This is a genomic window from Mesorhizobium sp. P2_F8 (assembly GCF_056403655.1).
Genome location: NZ_JBFUFB010000002.1, coordinates 265,841 through 278,780, shown reverse-complemented (window position 1 = coordinate 278,780; position 12,940 = coordinate 265,841). Strand labels below are relative to the sequence as shown.

Here is a 12,940-nt window from a genome sequence, read left to right as displayed (position 1 = left end):
CGCGACAAAAATTTCTGGATTGCCCGCAACGCCCATCCGTGGTTTGAGGCCGTTCCAGCTAGGGCCTTCCCATGTCGCTTCCGCTCATCGCCCTGTTCATTGCTGCCTTCGCTTTCGGCACCACCGAATTCGTCATCGCCGGCGTGCTGCCGCAGGTGGCGGAGGGGCTTGGCGTCTCGGTTCCATCGGCCGGTTATCTCGTCTCGGGCTATGCCTGCGGCATCGCCATCGGCGGTCCGCTGCTGGCGCTCGCCACCAAGTCGCTGCCGCGCAAGACCTTGCTGCTCGGCCTTGCCGTCGCCTTCACCATCGGCCAGGCGGCCTGCGCGCTGGCACCCGATTTCACCTCGATGCTGTTGCTGCGCATTGCCGTGGCGATAGCGCATGGCGCGTATTTCGGCGTCGCCATGGTCGTGGCGGTCGGTCTCGTGCGCGAGGACCAGCGCGGCATGGCGGTCGCCGTCATCCTGTCCGGGCTCACCGTCTCCAATGTCATCGGCGTGCCGGCCGGCACCGCGATCGGCAACGTCTTCGGCTGGCGCGCGACCTTCTGGGTGATGGGTGCGCTGGGTGTCGCGGCAACGCTTGCCATGGCAGCGCTTTTGCCGCGAACCGCTGGATATCAGGCCAAGCCCGCCGGCCTTGCGCGCGAGGTTCGCGTGTTGGCGCGCCAGCAGGTCTGGACTTCGCTGATCCTGATGCTGATGCTGATGATCGGCCAGTTCGGCCTGTTCACCTACATCACGCCGACATTGCTCGAAATCACGGGCCTTGATGAAAGCCTGGTGCCGTGGGTGCTGCTGCTCAACGGCGTCGGCGCCACGCTCGGCGTCTTCCTCGGCGGCAAGCTCTCCGACTGGAAGCTGATGCCGTCGCTGATCACCATGCTAGCCCTGCAGGCGGTGACGCTGGCGGTGATCTATGCCGTCAGCCCCTACCCCTTGCCGATGGTTGTGGCGATCGTCGTCTGGGGCGGTCTCAACTTCGCCATCGGCACGCCGATCCAGACCCGTATCCTGGCCTGGACCGCCGATGCGTCCAATCTCGCTTCGTCGCTCATTCCATCCGGCTTCAATGTCGGCATCGCGCTTGCCGCATCGCTGGGCTCGGCAATGCTGAATGCCGGCTACGGCTACCGCAGCCTGCCGCTGCTTGGCGCCATCGCCATGCTGGTCGCCATCGCGGTGGCGCTCGCGTCTTATGTCTGGGAAGGACGCAGCAACGCCACGCCGCCGCTCACGGCCCCAGCCGAGTAGAGCACAAGACAAAAGCGCGTCACCCGCGCCAACGTAGCAGGCGCATGGCGTTGGCGGTGACCAGCACGGTGGCGCCGGTGTCGGCCAGGATCGCCGGCCACAGGCCGGTGATGCCGGCAATGGTGGTGACCAGGAACACCGCCTTCAGCCCGAGCGCCACGGTGATGTTCTGGCCGATGTTGGCCATCACCGCCCGCGACAGCCGCACCATGCGCACGACATCCATGACCCGGCCATGCAGGATCGCCGCATCGGCCGTTTCCAACGCCACATCGGTGCCGCCGCCCATGGCAATGCCGATGTCGGCGGCGGCGAGCGCCGGTGCGTCGTTGATGCCGTCGCCAACCTTGGCCACCCTCAGCCCCCCGCGCTGCAATTCGCCGACGATGCGCAGCTTGTCCTGAGGCAAGAGCTCAGCCCGCGCCTCGATGCCGAGCGAAGCGGCGATGGCTTCGGCCGTGCGTCGGTTGTCGCCGGTCAGCATCACAGCGCGGATGCCTTCGGCCTTCAGCGCCGCAATGCCGGCCGCCGCATCCGGCCGCGGCTCGTCGCGCATGGCGATCAGCCCGGCCACCACGCCATCGGCCACCAGCACCGAGACGGTCTTGTCCTGGCCGTTGAGGCTGTCGATGGCAAGACGCTGCGCCTCGGTCATCGTAGCGCGTTCGCCCGCCGCCTGGCCGGATCCGAGGAAGGCCGCGACGCCGCCGACGCTACCCTCGACGCCCTTGCCTGAAATCGCCTTGGCGGCCAGGGCCGGCGGCACCGGCGCCTTGGCGGCCTTGGCCTTGTCCAGTATGGCCACCGCCAGGGGATGGCTGGAGCCCTGCTCAAGTGCTGCCGCCAGCGCCAGCACGGTGCGTTCGTCGCGCCCATAGGCCACGATGTCGGTAACCACCGGTTTGCCCGCGGTAAGCGTACCGGTCTTGTCGAAGGCGACGGCTGTGATCCGGCGAAAGCCTTCCAGCACGGCACCGCCCTTCATCAACAGGCCATGCCGCGCGCCGGTGGCCAGGCCCGCGGCGATCGCCGCCGGCGTCGAGATGACCAGTGCGCAGGGGCAGCCGATCAACAGGATCGCCAGGCCTTTGTAGATCCATTCGTTCCAGTCGCCGCCGGCAACCAGCGGCGGCAGCAGCGCCACCAGCGCCCCAACCACCAGCACAGCAGGCGTATAGTACCGTGAGAAGCGATCGATGAAGCGCTCGGTCGGCGCCTTGGCTTCCTGCGCTTCCTCCACCAGCCGCACCACCCGAGCGATGGTGTTGTCCGACGCTGCTGCCGTCACCCGAACCTTGAGCACACCGTCGGTGCTGATCGTGCCGGCGAAGACACCGTCCGAGACACCCTTGCGCTTCGGCGTGCTCTCGCCGGTCACAGGTGCTTCGTCGATAGCGCTCGCTCCCTCGACGATCTCGCCATCGGCCGGGATACGATCACCTGGCCGCACCACGATCACATCGCCGACGGCAAGGTCTTTGGCTGGGACTTCGACCGTGCCGCCTGCCCGCTCGACGATTGCCGTCTTCGGCACCAGGTCGGCAAGGCGTTGGATGCTGGCCCGTGCCCGACCGGCAGCGACGCCTTCCAGCATTTCGCCGATCAGGAACAGCACAACCACTGCGGCGGCTTCCTCGGTGGCGCCGATCATCACCGCACCGCCGGCGGCGATGGTCATCAGCATCTCGATCGAGAACGGCGTGCCGGCCAGTGCCGCCATCAGCGCGCGCCGGGCGATCGGCACCAGGCCAACCAGCAGTGCGGCCAAGAAGACCCAGCGCTCGGCCGCCGGAAACAGATGGCCGATGCCGTAGGCGGCAAGAAGCGCTGCAACACAGGCCAGCGTCAGCGCCGCGCGGCGGCTGCGCCACCACGCCTGCCTCGACTCGGCATCGCCGTGGAGATGGGCGGAACCGACGGTCCGCTCGCCGACCGGCTCGCCGCCATGGTCGTGGCCTTCATGATCGTGATCAGCATGATCATCTGCCTTGGCCACTAAAGCACGCCCGTCGATCTTGGCTTCCGCCCTGGCGATGGCATAGCCAAGCCGCGTCACCTGCTGCAGCACTTTGTCTTCGGGCAGTACACCGCCGTGGCTGACCGTCATGCTGGCGCCGGTCACCGAAACCGAGACGTCGGCGACGCCATCGAGACGGCGCACCGCCGTCTCGATCTTGGCCGCGCAGGAGGCGCAGTCCATGCCGTCGATCTTGAACCGTGTCTGCCTGATACTTGGCTGCCTGAGGGGAGCCGTCATCGCATCACCTGTCTGGCTTGCCCGCGCGGCCTGCCGCCGCGTGAGTCTTGAACCCTGATGTCGGACACTGTAATTGCTCTAGTCACTAGAGCTTCAAGAGGCAAAATCATGTTTTCGATCGGCGATCTCTCCCGCCGCACCGGGGTCAAGGTGCCGACGATCCGCTACTACGAGCAGATGGGCCTGGTTGCCGCACCCGAGCGTTCGGAAGGCAACCAGCGCCGCTATGGCCGGCAGGAGCTCGAGCGGCTGGCCTTCATCCGTCACGCCCGCGACCTCGGCTTCGCCGTCGAGGATATCCGCTCGCTCATCGAATTGAGCGGCCACCCCGAGCAGCCCTGCGGCCATGCCGACCGGATCGCCGGGGAGCAACTGATCTCGGTGCGGGAAAAGATTGCCCAGCTGCAGCGGCTGGAGGCCGAACTCGAACGCATCGCATCTTGCTGCCACGGCAATACGGTCGGCGACTGCTACGTCATCCGCGCCTTGTCCGACCACGCGCTGTGCGCCGACGAGCACGGGTGAGGAGGGCTCGCGCGCCCGCTACAGCTCGATCCGGAACCGCAGGCTTTCCGCTCCGCCATAGGCGGCATCCTCGAAGAAACGCTCGACCAGCTTGCCGCCATTGGTCAGGATCACCTTGTGCGACGCCGGATTGCCCGGCTTGGCGGTGATCTCGACATAAGGCAAGGCGACCGCCCTCGCCTCGTCCAGCATCAGCCGCAGCGCCTCGGTGGCGTAGCCACGCCGTCGCTTCCACGGCACCACCGCATAGCCGATATGGCCGAGCACATGCGGCGGCAGCGCAGCCGTACCTGGCTGCCAGCGAAAGCCGATCGAACCTGAAGCTTCGCCGTCCCAGATCCAGCGCCGAAAGCCCGGCAGGCGCGGCACCTTTCTGCCGTCGGGCAAGGTTATAGGGCCGCCCTTGGCCAAGGGATCATCGAGGTCGGCGAGAAAGGCCACCGGATCCTTTTCGATGGCCGCAAGCTGCTCGCGCGTCGCTTGCTCGAGCCGCACATTGTCCGGCGACCAGCCGCGCTCGAGCGCCGCCTTGTAGGACGGCAAATGTTCAAGCGCGGGTTTGACGAGTTCGACCATTTTGCACCGGCGGAGTAGCTGCGCCGACAAAGTAGCAGCATTATCCGCGAAGGCACGGTCCACCGGGTGCGGCCTCTTGCGACAAGGCCGCATTCCCATCGCTGGAAACGCGGCCCTGGTCTTATCCCTTGGGAGGAAACGACGCTCTGGCGCAACCATTCCAGGCCGCGCCAGTGCCTTTTGCCGAGCTCAGGCGATATCAAAACGGTCGGCGTTCATCACCTTGGTCCATGCCACCACGAAATCCCTGGCGAATTTCGCCTTGGCGTCTGCGGTCGCATAAACTTCGGCCAGCGCGCGCAGCTGCGAATGCGAGCCGAAGATGAGGTCGGCACGGGTGCCGGTCCACTTGACTTCGCCGGTCTTGCGGTCGCGGCCTTCGAACACGTCCTTGGCGTCCGAGGTCGCCTTCCACTCCGTGCCCATGTCGAGCAGGTTGACGAAGAAGTCGTTGCTCAGCGTTTCCGGCAGCTTGGTGAAGACACCGTGCTTCGACTGCCCGGCATTGGCGCCGAGAACGCGCAGGCCACCGACGAGAACCGTCATCTCCGGCGCCGTCAGCGTCAGCAGTTGCGCGCGGTCGACCAGCGCCTCCTCGACGGTCAGCCGCTGCTTGCCGCTGACATAGTTGCGGAAACCGTCAACGGTCGGTTCCAGCGGTGCGAAGGAGTGGATGTCCGTCTGCTCCTGCGAGGCATCCATGCGGCCCGGCCAGAAGGGAACGTCGACGCTGTGGCCACCGTCCTTCGCGGCCCTCTCGACGGCGGCGCCGCCGCCGAGAACGATCAGGTCGGCAAGCGAGACCTTCTTGCTGCCGGTCTGCGAAGCGTTGAACGCCTTGCGGATCGCTTCGAGCTTGTCGAGCACCTTGGCGAGTTCCGCCGGCTGGTTGACGGCCCAGTCCTTCTGCGGCGCAAGGCGGATGCGCGCGCCATTGGCGCCGCCGCGCTTGTCGGAGCCACGGAAGGTCGAGGCCGACGCCCACGCCGCCGACACCAGCTGCGATACCGACAGGCCTGAGGCCAGGATCTCGGCCTTCAGCGCCGCAGCGTCCTCTTCGTCGATCAGCACATGATCGACCGCCGGAATGACGTCCTGCCAGGGCAGTTCCTCTTTTGGAACCAACGGGCCGAGATAGCGAACCAGCGGGCCCATGTCGCGGTGGGTCAGCTTGTACCAGGCGCGCGCGAACGCGTCGGCGAACTGAGCCGGGTTTTCATGGAAGCGCCGCGAGATCGTCTCGTAGGAAGGATCGAACCGCAAAGCGAGGTCGGTGGTCAGCATCGAGGGGGCGTGGCGCTTGGCCGAATTGTGCGCATCCGGCACGCTGCCAGCACCCGCGCCGCCCTTCGGCGTCCACTGGTGCGCCCCGGCGGGGCTCTTGGTCAACTCCCATTCGAAGCCGAACAGGTTGTCGAAGAAGTTGTTGCTCCACTTCGTCGGCGTCGTCGTCCAGGTGACTTCCAGGCCGCTGCCGATGGCGTCGCCGCCCTTGCCGGTGCCGAACGTGCTCGCCCAGCCAAGGCCCTGCTGCTCGATGTCGGCGCCTTCCGGCTCCACGCCGACCAGCGTCGCATCGCCGGCACCATGGGTCTTGCCGAAGGTGTGGCCGCCGGCGATCAGCGCGACGGTTTCCTCATCGTTCATGGCCATGCGCGCGAAGGTGTCTCTGATATCGCGCGCCGAGGCCAGCGGATCAGGCTTGCCGTTCGGTCCTTCCGGGTTGACGTAGATCAGGCCCATCTGCACGGCACCGAGCGGATCCTGGAGATCGCGGTCGCCGCTGTAGCGCTCGTCGGCCAGCCACTTGCCTTCCGGACCCCAATAGATGTCCTCCTCGGGCTCCCACACGTCGGCGCGGCCGCCGGCGAAGCCGAAGGTCTTGAAGCCCATCGATTCCAGCGCGACGTTGCCGGTCAGGATCAGCAGGTCGGCCCAGGAGATCTTGCGGCCGTACTTCTGCTTGATCGGCCACAACAGCCGGCGGGCCTTGTCGAGGTTGACGTTGTCCGGCCAGCTGTTCAGCGGCGCGAAACGCTGCTGGCCGGCTCCGGCGCCGCCGCGACCGTCGGCGATGCGGTAGGTGCCGGCGCTGTGCCACGCCATGCGGATGAACAGCGGCCCGTAATGGCCGAAATCGGCCGGCCACCACTCCTGCGAGTCCGTCATCAGCGCATGCAGGTCCTTGATCACGGCGTCGAGGTCGAGGCTCTTGAATTCCTCGGCATAGTCGAACGCCTCACCCATCGGATCGGACAGCGGCGACTGCTGGTGGAGAATCTGGACATTGAGCTGATTCGGCCACCAGTCGCGGTTGACCCTGCCGACGGCTGTGTGCACGACCGGGCATTTGCCCGTGCTGGGGTCGTCAGTTTGTGCGTCCATGTTTTTCTCCGATCGTGGCTGTGTTGAGCTGTTTCAACTGCTGCGTGAACAAGGACAAAGGATGTCCCTGGAAGCGGTCCGTTTCATGGCTGGCGCATGACCGTATGCCAGATACGCGACCGAATATCTTGGATGTTCCTGTCGCTGCGGGCACGCCCCGGACGAAGCCGTCCCGGCTGCTCCTCATCTCCCTTGCAGCTCCTATAGCAAAGCTGCGCGATTAATTTAAGTTGGATTTCCTGATTACAGCGATAAGGTGACATTATGACAAACCTGACGCTGAAGCAGCTGCGCTATTTCGAGGCGTTGGCGCGGCACAACCACTTCGGGCGCGCGGCCGACGCCTGCGCGATCTCCCAGCCTGCCATTTCGGTGCAGATCAGGGAACTGGAGGAAACGCTGGGCACGGAGCTTTTCGAAAGAGGCGCCAGACAGGTCCGGCTGACCAATTTCGGCGAAGAGTTCGCCTTGCGCGTCCGCGACATCCTGCGTTCGGTGGACGAGCTCGCCGATCTCGCGCGTTCCTCGCGCGACAGGCTGGTCGGCCGGCTGCGCATCGGCGTCATCCCGACGATCGCGCCCTACCTCCTGCCGACGATCATTGGCAACCTCTCGAGCATGCATGATGGCCTCGATATCCATGTGCGCGAGACGCAGACGCAGAAGCTGATCCAGGAACTGGCGGACGGTCGGCTCGATGCGGCCATCGTTGCCTTGCCGGTGTCCGAACCGTCGCTGACGGAAATCGTGCTGTTTGCCGAGGCCTTCGTCCTGGTCCGGCCCGGCGAAGACGAGGGAAAGCCGGTGCCCAATCGCGAAATGCTGCGTGAAATGCGGCTGCTTCTGCTGGAAGAAGGCCATTGCTTCCGCGACCAGGCGCTCTCCTTCTGCAACATGCATTCGGCACGGCCACGCGAGTTGCTGGACGGCAGCTCGCTGTCGACCCTGGTCCAGATGGTCAGCGCCGGCATCGGCGTCACCTTGATCCCGGAAATGGCCGTGCCGGTGGAGACGCGCTCGGCGTCGGTCTCCATCGCCCGCTTCAGGAGCCCTCAGCCGTCACGGACGATCGGCATGGTCTGGCGCAAGACCAGCCCGATCGCCAAACAGCTGCTGCGGATTTCGGAAGTCGTTCGGCAGTCGGCCGACGCACTGCGCGCACAGCACAATCCGACACCGATTGCGCACCTGCTGAACCTGACGGCAACCGCCTGACAAACACGCCTTGGTTTCCGGCTTCGCGTGGTTAGCTTGCGGATTGCCTGACCATTTTCAAAACACCGCTTGGGCGGCCTGCTAAACAAGTTGTGTTTCGCCGATTGGCGCGAGGCGATTTATAATCGATTCGCGGCGGCAACACCGCGGGGAATTGCGAACGGCGGGAGAAGTGATCCGGTGCGGTTGAGATCTGTCCCTCTGGGTATCGTCGCCAGCCTCCTCCTCGCTGTCATCGCTTTGACGGTGTCGGCGCGGTCGTTTGCCGCGCTTCCCGATGTTCCCGCCTGGTTGCAGGCCCATGTCGGCGACAGCGATGGTCAGATCTCGCAAGTGGTCCTGGAGCGGGCCCGCGCGCTTTACCTGAAAAAGGTGGCGCAAGGTGCGGTCAGAAACCCCTGCTATTTCGCCATGGACGCCACACGACCCGGCGATCTCGGCAATGGCGTGCTCGGGCGCCGGTATTATGTCATCTGCGAAGGCAGCCAGTCGTTTCGTGCAATTCCGTCGGGTCACGGCGGCGGCCGCAACCTCAAAGGCACTATCGATTTTTCAAATGGCAGGCGATGCTCGAAGAACTTCGGCAATGCCATGGATTCGGAACTGACCGCAGGCGGCGCCTATATGACCCGCGAGGCGAAAACTTCGTTCAAAGGCTTTTATCGCACCGGTGCGAAGCAGGACGCGGCCTTCCTGCGCACCTTCATACAGTTCGACGGCGAAGGCGAAGCCGCCAATGCCAGGCAGCGGGTGATCGGCGGCCATGCGGCGCAGGTGCTGCGCGCCCAGTGCATGCGCAAAAATCCGAACAGCTCATATGCCGACCATGACGGTTTGGTGCCGTTCGGCAAGCTGGTGGACTATCCTGGCGGCCGCAGCAATGGCTGCACTAGCTGGTCGCCGGCGGATGCACGGCAGATCATCTCGATGGTGAAGGACAACCCGACGACGCTCTACATCTATCCGGAATCACGCGACATTGCCGCGGTAGTGGCACACCGTTCGCAGTCGGGCGGTGTGCCCTACTGGAACGCATCCTGCCTGAAGGAAATCGGCGCGCCGAAATTCTGGCCGAGAAAAACCCTCGAGCCGATCATCGCCCAATACAAGACGGATCATCCGGCACCACCGCCCCAGCCACTGCCGATCTGCAAGGGGTCTTGAAGTCCGCACCCGGATAGGCTGCCGCCCAGCCAGGCGATGCTTTCGGCGCTCTCGGGAGAGCCTTTCAGGCAAGACGAGATCAGGCACCTGATCCGCATCGTTGTCGAAGGCATTGGTGAACGGTCAGGCCGAATTGGCAACCGCTGACGGTCGCAAGCCCCGGTCAGCGATGGGTGGCAAGCCTACTGCAGCAGGCCCTTAACGATGCCGCTCGCCTTGCCGAAGTCCATCTGGCCGGCATATTTCTGCTTCAGCGCGGCGATCACTTTGCCCATGTCCTTCTGGCTGGTCGCGCCCGTCGCCGCGATCGCCTCGCGCGCGGCCACGGCCACCGCGGCCTCGTCCAGCTGCGTCGGCAGGAAGGCGCGGATGATCTCCATCTCGCCGCGCTCCTGCGCGGCCAGTTCCGGCCGCTTGCCATCGTCGAAGGCCTTGGCCGACTCCTCGCGCTGCTTCACCATCTTGGCCAGGATCTGCAGGATTTCCTCATCGCTGGCAGGATCCTTGGCCGAACCACGATTGGCGATGTCGCGGTCGTGGATGGCCGCCTGGATCAGCCGCAATGTCGGCAGCCGGTGCTTGTCCTGCGCCTTCATCGCGCTCTTCAGGGATTCGGCGATTTTGCCACGCATGGTGCTTTCTCCTTCGATCGGCGCGGACAATAGCGCCGGGGACAGGCCAACGCAAACTCTGATATTGCCAGGCAAGCCACTGATATTGCTAGATGAAATAAATCGGAGCCGGATTGCGCATGGTCATTGACCGCTTTGCGCCCTTCCCCTATGTACTGGGCCTTGCATGAACTGAAGCTTGACTGCGTGGAAGCCGCGAAATCGCCGCTTCGCGCTATTTGCCGCGCACATGACCCGCCGGGCCGATTGCAGCGCGCAGACTGATAGGAGCGCCGCCATGGCTGAGATGACACCCGCTTGGGCAACCGAAAGGCCGACCGCCCTTCTGGTGCTGGCCGACGGCACCGTCATCGAGGGTCGCGGCCTGGGCGCCACCGGCTCCGCCGTCGCCGAAGTCTGCTTCAACACGGCGCTCACCGGCTACCAGGAAATCCTCACCGACCCGTCCTATGCCGGCCAGATCGTCACTTTCACCTTTCCGCATATCGGCAACATCGGCACCAATGAAGAGGACATCGAGGATCTCAATCCGGTTGCACGCGCCGGCGCTGTCGGTGCCGTGTTCAAGGCCGATGTCACCAACCCGTCCAACTACCGCGCCGGCACCGGTCTCGACCAATGGCTGAAGAAGCGCGGCATCGTCGCTCTGTCGGGCATCGACACCCGCGCGCTCACCGCGCTGATCCGTGAAAAGGGGATGCCCAACGCAGTCGTTGCGCATGCGCCCGACGGCGTCTTCGACCTCGACGACCTGAAGCAGCGCGCCGCCGCGTGGTCTGGCCTGATCGGGCTCGATCTCGCCAAGGAAGTCACTTCAGGTCAGTCCTCGGTCTGGCGCGAGACGCCATGGGTCTGGAACGAAGGCTTTGGCGAACAGGCCGAGCCTTCGATGCATGTCGTTGCCATCGACTACGGCGTCAAGCGCAACATCTTGCGCCTGCTCGCCGGCCTCGGCGCCAAGGTCACCGTGGTGCCGGCCAAGACCGGCGCTGAAGAAATCCTTGCCATGCAGCCCGACGGCATCTTCCTCTCCAACGGCCCCGGCGATCCCGAAGCCACCGGCGACTATGCCGTACCAGTCATCCGGGACCTGCTGAAGACCGACATCCCGGTGTTCGGCATCTGCCTTGGCCACCAGATGCTGGCGCTGGCGCTGGGCGGCAAGACGGCCAAGATGCATCAGGGCCATCACGGGGCCAACCATCCGGTCAAGGACCACACCACCGGCAAGGTCGAGATCGTCTCCATGAACCACGGCTTTGCCGTCGATGCGGACTCGCTGCCATCAGGCGTCGAGGAAACCCATGTCTCGCTGTTCGACGGCTCGAATTGCGGCATCACGCTGACCGGCCGTCCTGTGTTCTCGGTCCAGCATCATCCCGAGGCCTCGCCCGGCCCGCAGGATTCGCACTATCTGTTCCGCCGCTTCGTCAACCTGATCCGCGAAAAGCGCGGCGAAGAATTGCTGGCGGAGCGGGCTTAACCGGAAGCGGCGCGCGCCTCACGCGTCCGTCATCGCTCATATCTGCGCTCCATCTTCCGCCACGCTGGTGGTGACGTTTCTGACCGCCACCGGCTTTGCCACCTTGGTGACGAAGACGATGAGCGCCAGCGTCAGGAAAAACGCGCCAACCAGATAGGGCGCGCCGCCGAAGGTCACGGGCGCGCTCGGCCCGGTGAACCAGGAGAAGATCGCCGTATAGAGCAGCGGTGTGATGATCGAGGTGATCGAAAAGATCGAGGTCATCGCGCCTTGCAGTTCGCCTTGCGCCGAAGGCGGCACCTTGGCGGCGGCGAGGCTCCTCAGCGGCGGGTCGGCAAGCGCTTCCAGGCAGCCGACGACGATCACCGCATAGATCATCCAGCCTTGCGACGCGAAGGCGTATCCGAAGGCGCTGAGCGCCGTGAAGGCAAGGCCGATGGCTGCCGTCTTCCACTCGCCAAGCCTGAGGATCACGCGCGGCAGCACCGTCGCCATGACGATCGCCCCGCACAGGCCGAAGGCGCCGAGCGAAAAGCCGATCTGCTGCTCGCTCCAGCCATAGCGGTAGTTGGAGACGAACGACCACACCGCCGGGTACATCATGTGCCCGAGCGTCATCAGGAAGAAGACAAGCCCGATCCAGCCGATGCCTTTGTATTGGCGCATCTGCAGGAGCGTCCCAACCGGGTTCGCGCGTTTCCACTCGAAACGGCGGCGATGCTTGTCGTCGAGCGTTTCCGGCAACAGGAACAGCGCAATCAGGAAGTTCACGAAAGCCAGCCCGGCGGCGAAATAGAACGGTACGCGCGGCCCGAACGTACCGAGCAGGCCGCCCAGAACCGGCCCGATGACGAAGCCGACGCCAAAAGCGATGCCGAGCAGGCCGAAATTCTTCGCCCGGTTCTCATCATTGGAGATGTCGGCGATGAAGGCGGATGTGGTCGAATAGCTGGCGCCGGAAATGCCGGCCAGCACGCGCCCGATGAACAGCATGGGGAAGGACCAGGCGACGGCGCAGATCAGGTTGTCTATGGAAAAGGTCAGCACCGAGGCGAGCAGGATCGGCCGCCGTCCGAAACGGTCGCTCAAGCCACCCATGATGGGCCCAAAGAAGAACTGCATCGCCGCATAGACGAAGAACAGCCAACCGCCCTCGATCGCCGCTCCGCTGATGCTGACGCCAGTCAACTCCCTGAGATAGGCCGGCAACACCGGCATGATCATGCCGAAGCCGATGATATCGAGCAGCAACGTCGTGAAGACGAGCGCAAGGCCCCGTCTGGCGGTTTTGGGGTCGATCATAAAGGGTCAAGCTCCTCTGCTCGCCCTGGGGCGCAGGCGGACGCACCTTATAGGCGAGCTTGTCGCCCGGAACAATAAGGGAACAGGCTTGACATTTTCATCCTGACATCCCCTGACGGCGGTTCGCCCTCAGGTCGATCTCGGA

The 12,940-nt window shown here is 64.8% G+C and carries 10 protein-coding genes; 5 read left to right on the top strand and 5 right to left on the bottom strand.

Annotation, left to right across the window (positions count from 1 at the left end; all coding sequences use genetic code 11):
* Window positions 1-71: 71 nt before the first annotated feature.
* Window positions 72-1,256, top strand: a complete 1,185-nt coding sequence (locus AC1DZP_RS05050; protein WP_477300533.1) for an MFS transporter — start codon at window positions 72-74, stop codon at window positions 1,254-1,256.
* A 19-nt stretch (window positions 1,257-1,275) separates the two neighbouring features.
* Here the strand turns inward: AC1DZP_RS05050 and AC1DZP_RS05045 are convergent, their stop codons facing one another.
* On the bottom strand, window positions 1,276-3,513 hold the full coding sequence (locus AC1DZP_RS05045) for a heavy metal translocating P-type ATPase (protein WP_477300531.1): 2,238 nt from the start codon (window positions 3,511-3,513) through the stop codon (window positions 1,276-1,278).
* A gap of 108 nt (window positions 3,514-3,621) precedes the next feature.
* Here AC1DZP_RS05045 and AC1DZP_RS05040 point away from each other — a divergent pair, with 108 nt between their 5' ends.
* A complete protein-coding gene (locus AC1DZP_RS05040) occupies window positions 3,622-4,038 on the top strand; it encodes a MerR family transcriptional regulator (protein WP_477300529.1) in 417 nt (138 codons plus the stop codon).
* A gap of 18 nt (window positions 4,039-4,056) precedes the next feature.
* On the opposite strand, the gene AC1DZP_RS05035 is transcribed toward AC1DZP_RS05040, so the two are convergent.
* Window positions 4,057-4,614: a GNAT family N-acetyltransferase gene (locus tag AC1DZP_RS05035; protein WP_477300527.1), complete on the bottom strand. Its 558-nt coding sequence runs from the start codon at window positions 4,612-4,614 to the stop codon at window positions 4,057-4,059.
* Between the two features lie 189 nt (window positions 4,615-4,803).
* Window positions 4,804-6,999, bottom strand: a complete 2,196-nt coding sequence (gene katG / locus AC1DZP_RS05030; protein WP_477300525.1) for a catalase/peroxidase HPI — start codon at window positions 6,997-6,999, stop codon at window positions 4,804-4,806.
* Between the two features lie 264 nt (window positions 7,000-7,263).
* On the opposite strand from katG, the gene AC1DZP_RS05025 reads away from it, so the two are divergent.
* Together AC1DZP_RS05025 and AC1DZP_RS05020 are read left to right on the top strand one after the other, a co-directional pair.
* On the top strand, window positions 7,264-8,214 hold the full coding sequence (locus AC1DZP_RS05025) for a hydrogen peroxide-inducible genes activator (RefSeq protein WP_477228129.1): 951 nt from the start codon (window positions 7,264-7,266) through the stop codon (window positions 8,212-8,214).
* A 180-nt stretch (window positions 8,215-8,394) separates the two neighbouring features.
* Window positions 8,395-9,378, top strand: a complete 984-nt coding sequence (locus AC1DZP_RS05020) for a hypothetical protein (protein ID WP_477300523.1) — start codon at window positions 8,395-8,397, stop codon at window positions 9,376-9,378.
* Between the two features lie 182 nt (window positions 9,379-9,560).
* Here the strand turns inward: AC1DZP_RS05020 and AC1DZP_RS05015 are convergent, their stop codons facing one another.
* Window positions 9,561-10,010 carry a GatB/YqeY domain-containing protein gene (locus tag AC1DZP_RS05015; protein ID WP_477300521.1) on the bottom strand — a complete coding sequence of 150 codons (450 nt, stop codon included), beginning with the start codon at window positions 10,008-10,010 and terminating at the stop codon, window positions 9,561-9,563.
* A 277-nt stretch (window positions 10,011-10,287) separates the two neighbouring features.
* Between AC1DZP_RS05015 and carA the strand changes: the two genes are divergently transcribed.
* The gene (gene carA, locus AC1DZP_RS05010; RefSeq protein WP_477300519.1) at window positions 10,288-11,493 is read left to right on the top strand and encodes a glutamine-hydrolyzing carbamoyl-phosphate synthase small subunit; all 1,206 of its coding nucleotides are present in this window, start codon (window positions 10,288-10,290) and stop codon (window positions 11,491-11,493) included.
* 36 nt (window positions 11,494-11,529) lie between these two features.
* Here carA and AC1DZP_RS05005 read toward each other — a convergent pair whose 3' ends face one another.
* A complete protein-coding gene (locus AC1DZP_RS05005; protein WP_477300517.1) occupies window positions 11,530-12,795 on the bottom strand; it encodes a TCR/Tet family MFS transporter in 1,266 nt (421 codons plus the stop codon).
* Window positions 12,796-12,940: the final 145 nt, after the last annotated feature.